Genomic DNA, 17,097 nt, shown 5'->3' with positions numbered 1-17,097 from the left:
TGCCACCCACGCGGCCTGCTCGCGATCGCCGGAACGGCCATGGGGGAGTGGTGTGCGCCGGTGCGCCGCCTACGGGCGGATCGTCCAGGTCGAACAATCCCGGATCAGGCGATGTAGAGACGGATGGCCGCGCTGTCGCTGTCCAGGTCGGCATGGAAGTTCTTGCGGGTGCCGTAGTCGCAGGCCTTCCGGAGGAAGGGGGAGCCGGTGCGGGGTTCGATGCGAAGGTAGGCGCACTTGCCGTCGATCCGGGTGTCCTCCACCCAGCCGCTGAGCGAGCTTCTGTTTCGGCCCGTACAGAACAGGGTGTAGCCGGCCTTGCCCCCGTCGATGGTGGTGCTGGTGTCCTTGGTGCCGCAGGGAACGGCGGAGGCGGGGGATGCGGCGGCGAAGGCCAGGCCGGCAGCGAGGGCGGCGGCGGTCAGCAGGCTCACGACTGGTTTCCGGGTCATTCGCGGTGCTCTTTCGATGAGTCGGGCGAGGTCTACCGCACGTACAGCTCGGCCATGACGGAAAACTCGTGCGGGTAGTGGCGTGAGATCTGGTGCGAGTTCCCCTTGCCGCAGACCTTGTCGAAGTAGGTCCACGTCCGGTCGTTGCGGGGGCGGATGCGGATGCGGGCGCACTTCCCGTCGTCAGCGGTGTCCTTGAACCAGCCCCTGATGGTGGCGGATCCGAAGGCGCAGGTGACCGTCCAGCTTCCCTCGGCGCCACGGAACTTGGGCTCGGCCTTGTGGGGGCAGTGGCCGGCGGCGGCAGGGGCGGTGGCCGTCACGAGGAGTCCGGCGGTGAGGGCGGCCACGGCGGCGAGGGAGGCGGAGATCCTTCTGGTTCTGCTCACAGGGGCGCCTTTCGACGTGGGCGGTGCCGGACTGAGCAAAACGTAAGCCCCGGGGCGGTACGGTGTGAATTACCGGAATGGGTGATATCGGGTGTGCCGGATTCGCCCGGATCGCGGCGTCGGGAAGGACCGGACGCCGGCTTCGGTGCGTACGGCCTCGCGGGCCGGCGGTGGGCGGGTGGTGTCGCCGACGTGCGCTCCTTCGCCGCTGGGGCGGTGAAGCTGCGGTCGATCAGGTCGGCTGCCTTCGTGGGCGGCCGGGTCCGCGTCGAGCCGACGGTGAAGACCGGTGGCACCGCGGTGGCGCGACCGGGTCCCGTGGCGGCTCATCCTCGTCGGTGGGCCTGGGCGAGGCGGCTTTGCAGACGGGCGTGGCGGAACTGGTAGACCGCCCCGGCCTGGCGCAGGACGCCGCGCCGGTAGGCGTCGTCGAGGAAGGTGGCGACGGCCCAGGGGAGGCGTCCGGTCAACGGCAGCCAGACGCGGGAGAGCACGAACCACTGGCCCCAGGCGGTCAGGCCCAGGGTGTAGCCGAGGGCGCCGCCCAGGCCGCTGATGGTGCCGAGCATGAGACTGGCCGTCGGGTCCATGACGAGCCGGCCCAGGTGCCCCTGGAGCAGGTCGACCACCAACCCGGCCCCGAGTCCGACCGCCACGCCGAATACGGGTGCCCAGACGGCCAGTTGGGTGACCACCGTCCTCCGGTCGGTGTTCAGGACGCTGCGTGGGCTGATGGCGGAGACGATGTCGAGGGGGGTTTCGAGGAGGCCGAGGAGGCAGAAGGTGAGTCCGGCGGCGCCGCCGAAGACCAGGCCGAGGACGATCGCGTCGACGAGCCCGAGGCGCACCGCGGACGAGAACCCGACCTGCCAGCCGTACGCGTGCACCAGGCCGACCACGAATCCGTAGGCGGAGCCGAAGAGCACGCCGGCCACGGTGCCGATCACCAGCCGGGGGCCGGCCGTCCAGGTGGTGGTCTCCGGCCGGCCGCGGATCCGCAGGCGGGTGGCGGACGGTGTGACCTCCTTGCCCATGACCGTGTACGTCAGCCAGTGCACGAGCCCGAACAGGAAGCCGGCCAGGAGTCCGACGATCGTCCCGTCCAGCAGACCGCCGACGAGCGAGCCGCTGAAGCAGGCGGCGACGGTGCCGTCGACGAGTCCGATGACCAGTGCCGTGACGAGGGCGGTGACCAGGGTGCGGGTGGAGTCGCGCAGGCCGTGGCCGAGCCGCCACCAGGCCAGGTCGGGGGTTTTGAGCTCCGTCAGGTGGTGGGCGAGGTAGCCGAGCCACCGCTGGACGCGGTCCGGGTCCCGCTCGCGCGAACCCGGCAGGGTCCGGCGGCGGTAGACGGTGGGGAGGAAGTTGTCGAGCAGGTGCTCCTCCAACTCCTGCACACCGGGGAACAGTTCGGTGTCGAGCAGGGAGGCCGGATCGTGTTCCGGGGTGTCGCTGTAGACGGTGCGGGCGAGCGCGACCATCAGCGGAGTGGACAGGACCGTGGCGAGCGGGGCCGCCGACCCGTCCGGTGACGGTTCGCGCAGTTTCTCCAGTACGGGGTCCCAGGCGCCCGCCGCGGGGTCCGAGCGGTCGCTCTTGCGGGTCGTGCGGGGCAGGTAGTGGTCCAGGTCGTCGAGGGTGAGGTCGGTGAGTTCGATCGGCGCGGCGGAGGTCAGCACGTCGGTCTCCTCCACCGCGGCGGCGTACTCGGCGGGGCGGCTGGTGAGCAGGAGGGGAAGAGTGGTGGCGTTGAGGGCTTCGAGCGCGGGGCGGCGCAGTCCGTCGGCCACCTCGTCGAAGCCGTCCAGCACCGGCAGTACGCGGCCGGAGTCGACCAGGATGGACGCCAGGCTCGCCCTGCCGGGTCCCAGGGCGGCCGTACCGGGGTGGTCGCGCGTCAACTGCCCGGTGAGCCAGTCGCGCAGGGTGACGGCGGTGGGGTCCCAGGCGCCGATGCTGAAGATCACCGGAACGGGCTCCGCGGGCGTCCGCGACCTCAGGTGGTCGAGGACGAAGCGCAGGGTCAGGACCGTCTTCCCGGACCCGGACCTGCCGAGGACCACCAGCCGCCCGGAGGGGATGCGGCGGTAGGTCTCCGCGATCTCCTCCAGCCGGCCGCTCAGGTCCAGGGGGCCGCTCACGGCTCCCGGCGGGAGCCGGCGGATGTTGGCCCAGTGGTCGGTGAGCGTGGCGCGGGCGGGCCTCCAGCGGACCGGCAGCGGGTAGGGGTCCTGGATCCGCCGTTGTTCCTCCTCGCGCTGCCAGCGGGCCGCCACCGCCTTCGCCAGTTGTTCGGTCGCGTTCGCCGGCGCGTGCTGTGCCGCCGGCGCCGGCTGTCGCGCGGCGGGCGGCTCGAAGGCCGTTTTGTCCGTGCCCGGCTCACCGGCGGCGCCCGCGCCGCCGCTCCGCTGCCCCGGGACGGCGGCGCCGAGCAACTCCTCGCGGTCCTCGCTCCGCAGGGCGAGCGCGTCGGCCAGCCGCCGCACCGTGGTCATCCGTGGGTTGCCTCGCTTGCCGGTCTCCAGACCGCGGATGGTGCTCACGCTGATCCCGGAACGCCGCTCCAGCTCCTCCTGGGTCAGATGCGCCTTCTCGCGCAGCCGGCGCAGGACCATGCCGAACTCACTGGCCACAGGTCACGGCCCCTCCCCCTTGAGACGTCCGCATTTCCGCAGGTGGGGACTCTAGCGCGGTCACCGGTCACATATGACCGGTTGAACGCCCTGTCCACATTTCCTGCACGGCGGCCAGCCTCGACGGCATCGACGTGATCGACCGGGGCGAGCGGAGCGACCGGTCCTGAGAACGGGGAGTGGCCATGCCGACGACGACCGCAGCCCAGGGCAGCCCGGGGAGCACGGTTCTCACCGCCGAGGAGCGCGAGGTGCTCCACGCGCTCGGATGCGGTCTGGGGGATGCCGAGATCGCCGCGGTCCTGGCCCTGTCCGAGCAGGTGGTGGCCGAGCGGCTCGGCCGCGTCCTGGGGAAGCTGGGGCTGCGCGACCGGGCCGCCGCCATCGTGCACGCCTTCGACTGCGGTCTGGTCGTGCCGGGACAGGGCCCGCGCGGGCCGGTGCCGGCGACCGTCGCCGGAGGGCGGACGAGGACCGTAGCCGGCCCCCGGCTCCGGGTCTCGGTGCTCGGTCCGCTGCGGACCACGCTCGCGGGGCGGGTCGTGGACGTCGGCCCGGTGCGGCAGCAGGCCGTACTGGCCGCGCTGGCGCTGAGCCCCGGCCGTTCCGTCAGCCGTCGGCGGTTGCTGGACGACGTATGGGGCAGGGAGATGCCGGACGGGAACGTCGTACCGGTCTATGTGTACCGGCTGCGCAAGATCCTGCGCCTCGGGGAGCGCCCGGACTCGGTGATCCGGCGCGACCGGTACGGATACGGACTGGTTCGCGGTGTGGCCGAGGTGGACGTGCTGTGCATGGAGGACCTCGTCACCCGGTCGGCGGAGGCCGAACGTGCCGGCGACCTGCCCGGGGCCGTACGGCTGTGCGACCGGGCGCTGGAGCTGTTCCGCGGTGAGCCGTTGACCGGACTGCCCGGGCCGTTCGCCGAGTCGGAGCGGCTGCGGCTCACCCAGCGCAGGGTCGCCCTGGCACAGCGGAGGGCGGACTGGCTGCTGAGGCTGGGCCGGCACCTCGAGGCGATCACCGGGCTGTCCGCCCTGGCCCTGGAGGAGCCGCTGAACGAGCCGGTCGCCGCGATGCTGATGCACGCGCTGCGGCGGGACGGCCGGCGGGCCGAGGCGCTGGCCGTCTTCGACCGCGTCGGCCGGCGCCTGGCCGAGGACCTGGGGGTGGCACCGGGCGAAGCGCTGTTGCGGGCGCGGCGGGCGGCTCTGCGCGGGGACGGCGCCGGAACCGGTCGCGGTCGGGCGGGCGCGGCGTGAGCGGGGGAGCCGCTGACCGGGGACGCGAGGAGGAATTGCTGCTGGCGCGGGTCTCGGCGGCCGCCGGCCGGGCACGTCTGGGCAGGCGACGCGCCACCTATCGGGCGCTGCCCGCCGAGCCCGGGGTCCGCCGGGCGGTCACCGCGGGCGTGCGGCGCCTGCTGCGGACCGGTGGCGGACCGGTCACGAGGGCGGGTGCACGGCTGGACCTGTACGAGCACGGGATGACGGTTGCCGTCGACGGGCGGATCAAGGTCATCCGCTTCGACGGCACGGTGGTGCGCCGGCGCAGGGTGCTGTCCTCGCGGGGCATCACCCGCGCCCTGGTGCTCGTCGACGTCGACGGCGAGCGGATCGTGCTGCGCTGCGCTGACTTCGGCCGGCCGGAGGAGTGGTGGCCCGAGATCCGCCGGGCCGTCGTCGACGCGCAGGTGCCGCGGGCCCTGGCCGCGCTGCACCGGGGAGCACGGCTGGCCTTCGGCCCCGTGTGGATCACCGGGGAGGAAGTCGGCTCCGGGCGGACGGCCCTGCGATGGGCGCAGGTCGAGCGGATCGGGATCGTCAACGGTTTCGTCGCCGTCCGCGCGGCCGGCCGCTGGCAGGTGTGGGCCACCGCGGCGTCCGGGATCCCGAACCTCTGTGTCTTCCACGCCCTCACCGAGCACCTCGCCGGTGCCGAGCCGGACGACGACTGACGTACGGCCCGCTCCCCGGCGCCTTCGCCGGCCGCTCCCGGCGTCCGACGGACGCGGCCGGCGGCCACACGCGACCGACCCACCCGATCCAGAAGGAGACAGTCATGGCCGACAGCTACCGGTACCGGTGCGGCGAGTGCGGACACCACACCGCCTGGGGCAGCGAATCCCAGGGGGCGCGGGCGATCGAGGCGCACTACGGCCGAAGCCACCCGGACGTCGTACCGGGCGGGATGGTCGAGTTCCGCAGGGGATCGTCCTCCGGCGGCTCCGGATGCCTGATCGCCCTGGGCGTCCTGATCCTCTTCCTGATCATCGCGTCCCGGCACTGACCTCGCCGAACCGCACGGGCGACGGATTCGGCGAGGGGCGGTCGAGTGCGATCGCCCGGAGACGGCGATGACCCGCTTCTCCGACCGGACCAACCGCACGGTCCGAGAGCGGGCCGGCGAGAGGTGGTGAGCCCGGGCGGAGCGTCGTCCCCGCGGGCCGCGCAGTCCCGATGCCGGGGGACGACGCCCCGACGGCCCGGGTGGCCCCGCGGCGCCGGCCCTGCCGCGCCCCGCCCGCGAAAAGGCGGAAGCGCGGGCGTGGGGGCGGCCCCGGCATCCCGGGGCCGCCCCCACGCGCAGGCACTCCGCGCCCTTATCGGGGCCGGGCGGCGTCCTTGACCGACTCCTTTGCCTCGCGGGCGTTGCCCGCCGCTTCGGCCGCGTGGCCCTTGGCGATCAGTTTCCGGTTGCCGGTGGCGCGTCCGGCTGCCTGGGCGGCCTTGCCGACGAGCTGCTCGGCCTTGGCCCGGGCCTTCTCACTGGCGGCCATGTCGCTCACCTTCCTCGGTGCCGGTTTCATGTGCTGGCTGTGCGCATGACCCCGCACCGAGTCGATAAACCTTTGGCCACAGCAACATGTTGAGTGACCGGAAGGGGATGGCCGTGCTGCGTGAGAGGTGGGAGAGGGGGAACGTTGGCGGCGTATGCGCATGCCCTTCACTCGATGGAAGAAACTCGTATTTTGTGTGCTTGTAGAGCCGAAGTAAGGGCATCCGGTGGCCAGGAGGTTGATATCGATGGTTCCCCTGCTTCTGGTTCTTCTGCTGGCTCTGATCCTCTTCGGTGCGGGTTTCGCGCTGAAGGCACTGTGGTGGATCGCGGTGATCGTGCTCGTCGTGTGGCTGCTCGGCTTCGTCGTCCGCTCCGCGGACAGCGGTGGTCGAAGGGGCCGCTGGTACCGCTGGTAGGTGAGGACGACCGAGCGCGAGGATCACGGAGCGGGGTCCGGCCGGAAACGGCCGGGCCCCGCACGTGTGTGAACGCCCGGTCGAGATCGTCGTGCGGGCGGCACCGGCCGGGGGACCGACCGCCACGGCACCACGACTTCAGTGGTCGGAAGAGATCGGGCGTATCGGGCGCACGGCAGGGTACGCGATCAAAGCGGCGGCCCCGCGGAACCAGCAGTGGGACCCTGCCTCCTGTTCCGCGGGGCCGCTGCTTGCCCGGTACGGCTGTCGGTTCCTCCCGGTCCCCGGGCGGCGGCACCGGACCGGACGTGCCGAAGGGGCGGCCGGGCCAGTGTCCGGTGGAGGGTTTCGCGGCAGTCGATGACGGCGCCGGGGGCGGCGAGTCGCGGGGCGCGCCTCACCGGCCGGCCGGGCGCAGCCCTCGGTGCGGACGCGGTGCGAGGCGTGTACCGCCGCGTCAAGTTGGCCTGACCGGCGGAGCCGAAGACGCCCGCGACCGAGGAGAACAGCGCGAACACGGCCAGTTGGTGCCCCCGGGTCAGTTCGTGCAGGGCGAGCGCGGCGTCCGCCTCGGGACGCAGCACTCGCTTCAGCCGGTCGGTGGTGAGCGCCGGGACGACGCCGCCGTCCAGCACCCCCGCGGTGCGCACCACACCGGTCAGCGGATGGTCCGCCGGCACCGCGCGTCGTCCTCACCGAGTCGGTCCCTCGGTCCCGGCCCACGCGTGGGCTCCCGGTGGCGGGGAAGCCGCAGGGCATGAACAGTGCTGCCACGATGGCCCGGACACCGCTGGCCGGCGACGGGCGTCCCGACCTGCCCCCCTGGGGCGAAGTCGTCCTCGTCGTCGTTTGGGCGTGTCTTTTCGTCTTCATCGTGACCAAGCTGTGGGCGAGGCAGCGACGGCGTTAGCTCGCCTAGTCCGCGGTGACGCCCACTCGGTTTCGGCTCCTCGGTTACGTGCTCGACGACCGTGAAGGGGCTGGGAACCGGGGCCCCGGCGGCGTCGTTCCACGACACCGCTCCTCGCAGACCGGTGACTCGGCCGCGACCCGAAGGAACACGGGCCACCCGGTACGCCTGCGAACCGGTGGCAGCCGGCTGTGTTCGATACCCGGATGCCACCCGAACCGTGTTGCTCGTGGGCTCCGGTCGGAGGGCAGGTGCAGTGGAGGTCACGGTGCGGTGGGTCAGGACGTCCTGGACGAAGCGGCTTCGGGCGGGGAGGCCGCTGCTCGCCAATCCGACGGGCAGTCACACCTGAGCTTCGGCGATGGCCGCCCGCAGTTCGCGCGCCAGGCGGTCGACGTGGGGCTCGACGACGAGCGTGACGTGGTCGCCGGGGAGCTCCCGGACGCGCGGCGGCCGCGTCGAGACTTCTTCCCAGCCTCCTGTGGCGGTCTCGCACAGCGCGGAGTCGTAGGCGCGGAAGAAGGAGACCGGGCCCGAGTAGACGTCCTCGGGAGAATACCCGGCGCGACAGATGCGAGCGGCGAGGTCCACCACACGGCTCACCCGGTCGTCGGGCTCGTCCGGTGCGAACATGTCGCGCTCCCTGGCGAGTTCCATGACGAACGCCGGTCGCCGCTCCGGCTCGACGGCGAGCAGCGTCTCGCGCCTCAGCGGGAGCTCCCGGCCGAACCAGGACTTGAATCCTCTGCCGAAGAAGACCAGGGCCTCGAACGGGTCCTGGACGGTCTCGGTGATCTCGTCGCGGAAGAAGGGGGCGGGCGCGAGGCCGTCGATGGCGGCGAGCAAGGCGACGCGTTCCCCGCGGCGCTGCAGTTGCAGGGCCATCTCCAGTGCGACCATGGCGCCGACGCAGTGACCTCCCAGGAGGTACGGCCCGCGCGGCTGTACGGAGCGCATGGACTCGATGTGGTCGGCCGCCATGTCCTCCACGTGGTCGAACGGCGGTGCGGCACCGTGCAGCCCTCGGGTCTGGAGGGCGTGGAAGGGCTGGTCCGGCGCCATCCGGCGGGCGAGCGCGTGGAAGTAGTAGACGTTTCCTTCCCCACTCGGCAGGAAGAAGAACGGGGATTTCGAGCCGTGCGGCTGGAGCGGCACGACGGGCTGCTCGCAGAGCTTCCTCGACCGCGCGCGCAGCCGGCAGCCGATGCGCTCGATCGTCGGCTCCTGGAGGAACGTCTCCATCGGGAGCGGTGGAGCGCCGAGCCGCGCCGCCGTCGTGGCCAGGGCGGCCTTCGCCCTGGCGTGGTCGCCGCCGAGGGCGAAGAAGTCGTCCTTCACCCCGATGCCGTCCACGTGGAGGAGATCCGACCAGATCTGCCAGAGCCGCAGTTCGTAGATGTCCCTGGGGGGCACGGGTCGCGGGGGCATGTCCTTCTTCCTCAGCCGTGTCCGGGAACGGGGGCGTTTGCGCGTCGCTCGTGCTCGGGCCGACCCGGACGCGTTCCGGCACGGCGTCCTCGGCCGGCGCCGGACGGTTCGCGACGGACCAGGAGTTCCTGGTCCCGCACCCGGCGCTTGACCTGCGTCGGCAGCGCGCCGGAGACCGCCTCGTGCGCGAGCACGCTCGCGATGAGATGCGCGACGCGCGACCAGTCGCAGTACCCGTCGATCGCTGCCCGCTGGCGCGACTGGACGTCCGGCTGCACCGCTCGGCGCAGCGTGAGCAGCGCCTTGTGCCGGTCGTCGCCGAGGGTGTCCACGAGGACCGGCAGCGGCGAGCCGGGGTGCTCGGCGCACTGGGTGGCGTAGAGCCGATCGAGCTGGAACGCGTACACCGCGCGCTCCATGGCCACCTCCGCCGTGACCGCGTCCACGGTTCCGTCCGGCGCCGCCAGCGGATCGGGCGACATGAGGAGCGGGGGGACGCCGTTCGCGAGCGCGGCGCCGATGCTGCTCAGGCCGGGGCGGCAGACGAAGGCCGCCCGCGGCTTGGCGCGCAGCGCCCGGAGGAACGTGCTCCAGTGCTCGTCGACCCATCCGAGGAGCGTCACGTTCGCGCGTGGCCGGCGCTCGAGTTCCAGGGCCAGCCACGCACGGTCCTTGGCGCTGCCGCCCGCGAAGAGGAACTGCGTCTCCTCCATTCGGGCCGCCAGCGCCAGCATCGTGCGCCAGTGCCGGCGGCTGCGGGCGGAGAAGCCGTTGCCCTGCGAGACGAGCGCCACCCCGCGTGCGTCTCGCGGGGTGAAGAGGTGCCGGAGCGTAGCCCAGCGCTGGGCCAGTACGGCGCCGGCCCGCTCCGCGGCCTGTTCCGGGCAGAGCTCGCTGGCTTGGCCGAGCGGCGGGACGAGCACATAGGGCCGCGTGCCCGACTCCAGCGACAGCCGCTCACGCCAGTCGACGGCCTGGTACCAGATCGTGCCGCTTTGAGGCAGACGGGCCATGATCTCCCGGCTGGCGGCCTCGAAGTCGGCCGAGGGAGTGCGCCGCGGATCGGTTCCCGACGCGTGCAGCGCGTCCCGGAGCTCGCGTCGTGTGTGGATGGCCGGGGCGGACGCGGCCAGGAGCTCGGCCACTCCCGTCACCGGTTTCGACGATCGGGCCCGGACCGCCAGCCGCCTCAGGCGCGGGAACTCCTCGAACGCGTAGCGCACCGCATGCAGCGGGACCTCCCTGCGCTGCGCGTGCTCGGCGAGCTGGTGCAGGATCCAGGTCTCCGGCCGGCAGTCGTTGACGATGGCGGCCGCGCCCGCGCCGGCCCGGGCGAGTTCCAGGTTGTCCGCGATCCAGAGGAGAGCGGCCTCGCGGTTCAGGAGCTCCGGTCGCGAGGGGTTGGCGACATCGGCGGGTGTGATCGTCGCCGACTCCGAGTCGCTGTAGCGGAGCGGGACCACATGGAGCCCCGCTGGGCCCTCGGCCTTGCGGCGAGCGCAGGCCGCGTCCTCCTGCCGCCGGATCGCGGCGGTGAACGGGATCGGTTCCGGGAGCCTGGCGAGGGCTCCGTGCACGGCCGGTACCCAGCCCGTCGTGTGCCCGAAGGCCTGCGCGACGTACAGCGCGCCCGTCGAAGCGCACGCGCCGTGGACGCTCACACGGAAGTGGCCCGCGCGCCGGGGATCCGGTCCCGTGGCATAGAGCGGGGCCCGCGCCTGCGGCAGCGACGAGCCGTCGCGTGGGACGAGCACCGCCAGCCTCTCGTCGCGGTCCGACACGAGGACGCTGTCCGGTCCGGCCGCCACGGCGAACGCCACCCCGTCCCGGGCCGGCGGCGCGTCCCCGATCGGCAGCGGCTGCCCGGCGACGGCGATCCGCGGCGGCCGTCCGGCCACCGGGTACGTCACCTCGACGCGCCCGAGCGAGAGCGTCACGCTGTTGCCGCGGAGCACGCGGAACGGCTCGTCCGGCGGCGGATGCGCGACCGTCGAAGGGGCCGTCATCGAAAGACCTCGTTCGCGTGGAGATCCCTGGCGGTCATGTCCTCGTAGGTCTCCGGGCGGCGGACGAGCGTCTCGCGGCCCTGGTCCAGGACCACGATGCCCGGCTGCGGGAAGCAGAAGGAGTTCGAGAAGGAGACCAGATAGGCCCCCGCGTCCATGACGGCGAGGGTGTCCCCGACCCGGAGCGGGGGGAGTGCGACGGTTTGGCGCAGACGGTCCATGGGGCTGCAGGTGGGGCCGTCGAGCGTGTAGGTCTCGGTCCGGGACCCGCCCCACCGCTCGGCGTGGAAGATCTCGTGGTACTCGCGGTGCAGGATGTGGGCGATGTTCTCGCCGGCGTCCAGGATCGCGTGCGCGGGTCCCGCTCCGGGCGCGTTGAGGCTGTTGACCCGGCAGAGCAGTAACTGGGTGTTCCCGGTCAGCGCGCGTCCGGGCTCCAGCAGGACGCGAGGCGCCGGTCGGCCGGCGCGACGGAAGTGATCCTCGACCTGCTCGACGAGCAGCGCCAGATAGCGTTCGACGGTGAGCCTGCGCCCCACCCGCTCGGCGAGTGGGAGCGGCGAGGCATCGAGCGGCAGCACCGTCGGGACCGCCAGGCTCCCACCGAGGTCGAGCAGTTCCACGCGGAGGCCGAGCCGGGCGTGGAGCACATCGCAGAACTCCAGCACCTCGCGGACGAAGCGCTCCAACGTGTCCGCGTCCTCGATGGCCACACCTCGGTGCGCGTGCAACCCGACGACCCGCAGCGAGGGATGCGCCAGGGCCTCCTCGTAGGCCGCCAGCGCCTGCCCTCCGGCGATCGGGACGCCGAACTTGCCCGACCAGCCGTCGGAGGTGGCCACGCGCAGGCCCACGTCGGTGCGCTTGCCGAGCTCCGCGGCGGTCCGCGCGACGAGCGCGATCTCCTCGCGGTGGTTCAGATGGGTGAGCAGCAGATCGCTCTGGACCAACGTGCGCACGACACCCGGGGTCTTGCCCGGGCCGTTGTAGATGATCCTTCCGGGCTCGACCCCGAGCCGCAGGGCGAGCCACAGCTCGTACGGCGAGACCACCTCGGCTCCGACGCCGAGTCGCGACAGTCTTTGGAGCACGGCCGGAACCGGATTGGTCTTGTAGGAGTAGAAGACCTCGACACCCAGCGACCGGCCCCGCGGCATCCGCTGGAAGCGTCGGACGTTCTCGGCGAGCCGGGCGCCGTGGACGACGAAGAGGGGGCTTCCCCAGCGATCCGCCAGGCTCGAGAGCGGCTTCCCCTCCAGGCACAGCGCTCCCGCGGCGCACGTCAGGCCCCATGTCTCGGGGTGGAGGGACCGCGAAGCACCGGCCGCTCGGTTCGGGCGCCCTCCGGGAGCGAGGACGGAGTGTGCGGCCGACGCCGCGCTGCCGGAGCCGGTCCCTGCTGCCTCGGGGCGGAGGTGTTCGCGCGAGGTGCGGGGTCCGGACACGGACCCGGCGATCCGCCGCGGCACCGCATCGGCTTCGGCGCTGTCGGCGCCGGTGGTGCGGGGAGGCCGGCCGGCCTCGATCGGCTCCCGGCGCCGCCAGGCGCGGACCGTCCGGTCGCCGATGCCGAGATCCGCGGCGGTCCGTGCGGCACGACGGCCCGCGGCGATCAGGTCGAGCACCTTCCGCCGGAACTCCGGCGGGTACTGCTTGGGCATGGGCAGCGGCCCTCCGTGCGACTGGGACCAGTAATCCTCCAGCAACCCGACTCCGGGCAACAACGGGAACATCCGTGCGGCCCGGGACCGGCTGCGAGCCCTGTGGCGGCGGGGTCGCAGCCGGCCACCGGTACGCCCAGGCGCCGACGCAGCCTCCCGAACCCGCCGGTCTCCGACCGCCGCGCCGTCGGACTCCGTACGCCGCACGGCTCGGCGCGGATGATGCCGGCGCCGGGGAGTCGCGGCGCCGTCGACGTCGGCGCCGGCGAGGTTCGCGTGGAGGAGGTGAGCGTGGGTGAGGCCGGCGCCGGTGACGTCGGCGCCGCGCGCGTCGGCCTCACGGGTCCGGACACCGCCCACCGCCCACCGCGACCCGCCCCCGCCCCCGGGGCCGGGCCGGCACCGGGCTGTGCGTGACCGGGCCGTGCCGTGACCCGGCCACGGGCTGGGCCGTTATTCGTTTGACCGGGCCTCGGGTCGACGCTGCACTGTGGCGGGCGCCATGGATCGTGAGTGCCGGTATCCCGGGGAGGCAGCGGCAGCGATGGAGATCCGTCCCACGACCGATGAGGACCTCGACGTCTTCGTCGGCACACTTCATACCGCGTTCGGGCGCTTCCCGGAGACCCCGGCCGAGGACGGCGGCGGGGTCTGGTGGGCGGCGCTCGAAATGGACCGCGGCCTGCTCGCCCTGTCGGAGGACGGGCGGCCGGTCGGCACCGCCGTGGCGTACTCCTTCGAACTCACCCTGCCCGGTGAGGTCCTCGTCCCGGCCGCGGGGGTGAGCGCCGTCGGCGTCCTGCCCTCGCACCGGCGCCAGGGCGTGCTCAGCGCGATGATGCGGCATCAGCTGGCCGAGTTGCGGGCCCGAGGAGAACTCCTCTCCGTACTGCTGGCCTCCGAGGCCCCGATCTACGGCAGGTTCGGCTACGGACCGGCGACCGGCACGCGGCGGCTGACGGTGCCGCGCCACCAGGCCGCCCTCGCCCTCCCCCGGGCGCGCGGAACGGCCGCCCCGGCGGCCGGGTCGGACACGGGCTCGGTCGAGGTGCTGCGGCGTGCCGAGTGCGGCGAGATCCTGGAAGAGGTCTACGACCGGTACCGCCGCGCGCGGCCCGGCGCACTGTCCCGGCCGCACCGCTGGTGGGCCTCGCGCGCGGGGCAGCCCCCGATCTCGTCGGCGCCGCGCCACATCGCCGTCCACCGGGACGCCGACGGCGTCCCGGACGGGTACGCCAGCTACTCGATCGACGAGCCCGACACCTTGACGGTCGACGAGACCGTCGCCATCGACGACGCCGTCTTCACGGCCCTGGCCCGGTTCGTGCTCGGACACGACCTGGTCACCCGGGTCGTGTTCAAGCACGTCCCGCCCGAGGACCCGCTGCGCTGGCAGTTCGCGGACTTCCGCGCCGGCCAGGTGAGCGGCGAGACCGACTGGCTCTGGGTACGGCTGCTGGACGTCCCGCGTGCGCTGACCACGCGCGGCTGGTTCACGGACGGCGAACTGGTCCTCGACGTCGACGACCCGTTCCTCGGCGAACACGGCCGCTACCTGCTGACCGTCCGGGACGGCAAGGCCGGCTGCGTCCCGACGGACCGGGAGCCCGACCTGTCCCTGGACGTGCGCGACCTGGGCGCGGTCTACCTCGGCGGCACCGCCCCGAGCACGCTCGTACGCGCCGGACACATCCGGGCCCACCGCCCGGGCGCGGCTCCCCTCGCCGACGCCCTCTTCCGCGCCGACCGCCCCCCGCACTGCCTGCACTGGTTCTGACCGCGCGCTCGCGGCCCCCGCCCGGGCCGCCCCTCTGCCGGGACGCCGGCCGATCGCCCTCCGGGTGCGGTGCTCCACCCGGCGAGGGTGAGTCCACCGTCGGACGACGTGCTCTCCCACACGTGTCCGTCGTTTCCGACGCAGGAGATCAGGACGCGCTGCTGGTCGGCGTATCGCGGTGGGCGCGTCTCGCCCTTGCCGCGGCCGGCGAGCCGGCGGGCGACGCCGGTGCGCCGCTCGACGCCGTCGCGGTCGTCGTTCCGGGTCTCGCCCGCGCACCTCGGTGACGTCCGGGCGCGGACCGCGGAGACGGCGGACACCGGTGCGGTGACGGGGGTCAGCTCAGGGCGAGGAGACTGACGGCGACGGCGGCGGTGCCCAGGCCGATGAGCTGGCCGAGGTGGATGCGCTCGGCGAGGACGCCGCGGGCGAGCAGGACGGTGCCGGCCGGGTAGAGGGCGGTGATCACGGCGACCACGGCCAGGTCGCCGCTGCGGGCGGCGAGCAGGAACAGCAGGTTGGCCACCGAGTCCAGTACGCCGGCCGTCGCCGACATCGCGTACGCGGGCTTCTCCGCGCCCAGCCGCCGGTACATCAGCCCGGCCGCGGCGAGGGTGACCGCGGAGGAGACGGCGCGGCCGGTGACCAGCGGACCCACGCCGCTGTCCGCCGGCGCCTGGTGCAGGCAGACCAACTGCAGGGCGATGGCGGCCCCGGCACCGAGGGCCAGCAGCAGCGCGGTGCGCGAGGGGCGGGCCGACTTCGCCCCGTGCCCGGCGCTGACCAGCACCACCGCCGCCAGTGCCAGCGGCAGGCCGATCATCCCGGCCGGACCCAGGTGTTCGCCCTGCAGCAGCCCGACGCCCACCGGCAGCATCGCCGAGATCAGCGCGGTGATGGGCGAGAGGACGTTCATCGGGCCGATCGCCAGCGTGCGGTAGAGCATGGCGAACGCGGCCGCCGAAGCGACGCCGGACGCCGCGCCCCAGCCCAGGGTCGCGGGGGCGAAGGAGGCGCCGAGGAAGGGCCACAGCAGCAGCTCCACGGTGAGCGAGGCCGGGGCGGCGATCATCACGGTGCGCAGGACGTGGGCCTTGCGGGCGCCGAGGCCGCCGAGGAAGTCGGCGCATCCGTAGGCCAGGGAGCTGCCCAGGGCCAGCAGCAGAGCGATCACGGGTACATCCCTTACTATCAGTAGAACGACTGAACCGTACAACGCACCGACCGGGGTTCGTCAACCGAACGACCGTGTGGTGCACTGCACTGGTCCACCTGACTGGAGGGGAGAAACCGATGGCCGAGACCGAAGCGGCGCTGCGGACGCTCGCGCACAACGTCAGGGCGGCCCGTACCCGCGCCGGGCTGTCCCTGGACGAACTCGGCCGCCGCGCGAAGGTCAGCAAGGGCGCCCTGGTAGCGCTGGAGAAGGCCCAGGGAAACCCGAACTTCGCGACCCTGGTCCGTCTCGCCGACACCCTCGGCGTCTCCGTCTCCGCCCTGATGGAGGGCCGCTCCGAGGAACGCGTCCGGGTCGTGGGCGCCGATGCCGTCGTGCCCCTGTGGAAGGGGGAGCACGGCAGCGAGGCCCGGCTCATGCTGACCACCGGCGGTCCGGCGGCCACCGAGGTCTGGCGCTGGACGCTGGAGCCCGGCGAGGAGTACCCCAGCCACCCCCACCAGGCCGGTGTGGTCGAGACCGTCAGTGTCACCGCCGGACGGATGGTGCTCGTGGTCGACGGCGCCGAGTACCCGGTCAGCGCCCAGGAGACGGCCACCTTCGACGCGGACACCGCCCACACCTACCGCGGCGCCGGTGACGAGACCTGCCACCTGATCATGACCGTCCACCTGCCGCCCGGCCCCGGCTCCGCGGGCTGACCCGCGCGGTCGGGCGGTCCCGGAGCGGCCGCGACCGCGGCGAGGCGGCGGGTCCGGCCGTCATCGGCGTGCTTCGCCCACATCCGGGCGGTGGCGGGGCGGAGGCCGGACCGGCCGGCGACGGCAGCGAGCGGCGGTGCGGTGGCGGTGGTGCCCTTCCGTGCCGGTCGGGGCGGCGCCGGTCAGGGCGTCCAGGTGCGGATCAGGCCGAGGAGGGTCCGGCGTAGCTGCCCGGGGGTGAGCCGATGCGGCGCCGCCGCGGTGAGCTGGTTGAAGAGTATGCCGTCCAGGAGGGCCGCGAACGCGTTGGCGTGTGCCTCGGGGTCGGGGGCGCCCGCCGCGGCGAGCACGTTCTCGGCCACGGCCCGGTGGCGACTGCCCGCGGTGTGCAGGGCGGCACGGAGCTCTGGACGGCGGGGTGCTTCCAGGGCGAGTTCGTAGCGGGCGAGCATGCGTTCGCGTCCGGTGGTGGTCCAGTGCTCGATGAGGTTCGCGGTGGCCTCGACGATCTGGTCGAGGCTCGCGGGTCCGGTGAGGGCGGGGCGTTCGTCGATCTCGGTGATGTCCAGTTCGGCCAGACGCTCCACGGTGGCCCGCAGGAGCTCTTGGCGCGTCCGGAAGTAGTACGAGCAGGAACCCGCCGGGACTTCGGCGGTCTGGTCGACCGCGCGGTGGGTGAGTCCGCGCATGCCGGAGCGGGCCAGGGTGCTGATCGCCGCGTCGGTCAGCAGCCGCCGTCGGTGGGTGGTCCGGGTCACTGGTTTCC

General features: G+C 73.3%; 18 protein-coding genes. 8 read left to right on the top strand and 10 right to left on the bottom strand.

Going from position 1 to position 17,097, the window contains the following annotated elements:
- Positions 1-104 precede the first annotated feature (104 nt).
- The 3 genes from ACF061_RS12620 to ACF061_RS12610 all read right to left on the bottom strand — a co-directional run bounded on the left by ACF061_RS12620 (position 105) and on the right by ACF061_RS12610 (position 3,474).
- Positions 105-452 (bottom strand): hypothetical protein, encoded by a 348-nt coding sequence (locus ACF061_RS12620; RefSeq protein WP_392266838.1) that lies wholly within the window; start codon positions 450-452, stop codon positions 105-107.
- A 32-nt stretch (positions 453-484) separates the two neighbouring features.
- Positions 485-841: a hypothetical protein gene (locus ACF061_RS12615; protein ID WP_392266837.1), complete on the bottom strand. Its 357-nt coding sequence runs from the start codon at positions 839-841 to the stop codon at positions 485-487.
- 326 nt (positions 842-1,167) lie between these two features.
- Complete coding sequence (locus ACF061_RS12610) at positions 1,168-3,474, bottom strand: helix-turn-helix domain-containing protein (protein WP_392266836.1); 2,307 nt, start codon at positions 3,472-3,474, stop codon at positions 1,168-1,170.
- 185 nt (positions 3,475-3,659) lie between these two features.
- On the opposite strand from ACF061_RS12610, the gene ACF061_RS12605 reads away from it, so the two are divergent.
- The 3 genes from ACF061_RS12605 (at position 3,660) to ACF061_RS12595 (ending at position 5,763) form a co-directional block, all read left to right on the top strand.
- Positions 3,660-4,736 carry a BTAD domain-containing putative transcriptional regulator gene (locus tag ACF061_RS12605; RefSeq protein ID WP_392266835.1) on the top strand — a complete coding sequence of 359 codons (1,077 nt, stop codon included), beginning with the start codon at positions 3,660-3,662 and terminating at the stop codon, positions 4,734-4,736.
- Entirely contained in the window at positions 4,733-5,431 is a 699-nt protein-coding gene (locus tag ACF061_RS12600) for a DUF6585 family protein (RefSeq protein ID WP_392266834.1), read from the top strand. Before ACF061_RS12605 ends, ACF061_RS12600 begins: the two co-directional genes overlap by 4 nt.
- Before the next feature lie 104 nt (positions 5,432-5,535).
- On the top strand, positions 5,536-5,763 hold the full coding sequence (locus ACF061_RS12595; protein ID WP_392266833.1) for a hypothetical protein: 228 nt from the start codon (positions 5,536-5,538) through the stop codon (positions 5,761-5,763).
- A 313-nt stretch (positions 5,764-6,076) separates the two neighbouring features.
- Here the strand turns inward: ACF061_RS12595 and ACF061_RS12590 are convergent, their stop codons facing one another.
- Positions 6,077-6,253: a CsbD family protein gene (locus ACF061_RS12590; protein WP_392266832.1), complete on the bottom strand. Its 177-nt coding sequence runs from the start codon at positions 6,251-6,253 to the stop codon at positions 6,077-6,079.
- A 247-nt stretch (positions 6,254-6,500) separates the two neighbouring features.
- Between ACF061_RS12590 and ACF061_RS12585 the strand changes: the two genes are divergently transcribed.
- On the top strand, positions 6,501-6,671 hold the full coding sequence (locus tag ACF061_RS12585; RefSeq protein WP_086727732.1) for a DUF5670 family protein: 171 nt from the start codon (positions 6,501-6,503) through the stop codon (positions 6,669-6,671).
- Between the two features lie 188 nt (positions 6,672-6,859).
- Here the strand turns inward: ACF061_RS12585 and ACF061_RS12580 are convergent, their stop codons facing one another.
- Positions 6,860-7,351: a KR domain-containing protein gene (locus ACF061_RS12580; protein ID WP_392266831.1), complete on the bottom strand. Its 492-nt coding sequence runs from the start codon at positions 7,349-7,351 to the stop codon at positions 6,860-6,862.
- Between the two features lie 77 nt (positions 7,352-7,428).
- Between ACF061_RS12580 and ACF061_RS12575 the strand changes: the two genes are divergently transcribed.
- The gene (locus tag ACF061_RS12575) at positions 7,429-7,581 is read left to right on the top strand and encodes a hypothetical protein (RefSeq protein WP_392266830.1); all 153 of its coding nucleotides are present in this window, start codon (positions 7,429-7,431) and stop codon (positions 7,579-7,581) included.
- Positions 7,582-7,923: 342 nt separating this feature from the next.
- On the opposite strand, the gene ACF061_RS12570 is transcribed toward ACF061_RS12575, so the two are convergent.
- The 3 genes from ACF061_RS12570 to ACF061_RS12560 are packed head-to-tail and all read right to left on the bottom strand — an operon-like array spanning position 7,924 to position 12,676.
- Entirely contained in the window at positions 7,924-9,009 is a 1,086-nt protein-coding gene (locus ACF061_RS12570; protein WP_392266829.1) for a thioesterase domain-containing protein, read from the bottom strand.
- Positions 9,010-9,020: 11 nt separating this feature from the next.
- The gene (locus ACF061_RS12565) at positions 9,021-11,015 is read right to left on the bottom strand and encodes a hypothetical protein (RefSeq protein WP_392266828.1); all 1,995 of its coding nucleotides are present in this window, start codon (positions 11,013-11,015) and stop codon (positions 9,021-9,023) included.
- A complete protein-coding gene (locus ACF061_RS12560; RefSeq protein WP_392266827.1) occupies positions 11,012-12,676 on the bottom strand; it encodes a diaminopimelate decarboxylase family protein in 1,665 nt (554 codons plus the stop codon). The genes ACF061_RS12565 and ACF061_RS12560 overlap by 4 nt, the downstream gene beginning before the upstream one ends.
- 544 nt (positions 12,677-13,220) lie before the next feature.
- On the opposite strand from ACF061_RS12560, the gene ACF061_RS12555 reads away from it, so the two are divergent.
- Both ACF061_RS12555 and ACF061_RS12550 read left to right on the top strand, forming a co-directional pair.
- Positions 13,221-14,453 carry a GNAT family N-acetyltransferase gene (locus ACF061_RS12555; protein ID WP_392266826.1) on the top strand — a complete coding sequence of 411 codons (1,233 nt, stop codon included), beginning with the start codon at positions 13,221-13,223 and terminating at the stop codon, positions 14,451-14,453.
- Positions 14,454-14,575: 122 nt separating this feature from the next.
- On the top strand, positions 14,576-14,740 hold the full coding sequence (locus ACF061_RS12550) for a hypothetical protein (RefSeq protein WP_392266825.1): 165 nt from the start codon (positions 14,576-14,578) through the stop codon (positions 14,738-14,740).
- Positions 14,741-14,790: 50 nt separating this feature from the next.
- On the opposite strand, the gene ACF061_RS12545 is transcribed toward ACF061_RS12550, so the two are convergent.
- Positions 14,791-15,627 (bottom strand): EamA family transporter, encoded by an 837-nt coding sequence (locus tag ACF061_RS12545; RefSeq protein ID WP_392266824.1) that lies wholly within the window; start codon positions 15,625-15,627, stop codon positions 14,791-14,793.
- Between the two features lie 119 nt (positions 15,628-15,746).
- On the opposite strand from ACF061_RS12545, the gene ACF061_RS12540 reads away from it, so the two are divergent.
- Positions 15,747-16,331 carry a helix-turn-helix domain-containing protein gene (locus ACF061_RS12540; protein WP_392266823.1) on the top strand — a complete coding sequence of 195 codons (585 nt, stop codon included), beginning with the start codon at positions 15,747-15,749 and terminating at the stop codon, positions 16,329-16,331.
- 182 nt (positions 16,332-16,513) lie between these two features.
- Here ACF061_RS12540 and ACF061_RS12535 read toward each other — a convergent pair whose 3' ends face one another.
- Positions 16,514-17,089: a TetR/AcrR family transcriptional regulator gene (locus tag ACF061_RS12535; RefSeq protein WP_392266822.1), complete on the bottom strand. Its 576-nt coding sequence runs from the start codon at positions 17,087-17,089 to the stop codon at positions 16,514-16,516.
- Positions 17,090-17,097: the final 8 nt, after the last annotated feature.

Source organism: Streptomyces sp. NPDC015220, from assembly GCF_043079345.1.
Taxonomy (GTDB): Bacteria; Actinomycetota; Actinomycetes; order Streptomycetales; family Streptomycetaceae; genus Streptomyces.
The sequence above is the reverse complement of the archived record's forward strand: the minus strand, read 5'-3'. Positions and strand labels throughout refer to the sequence as shown.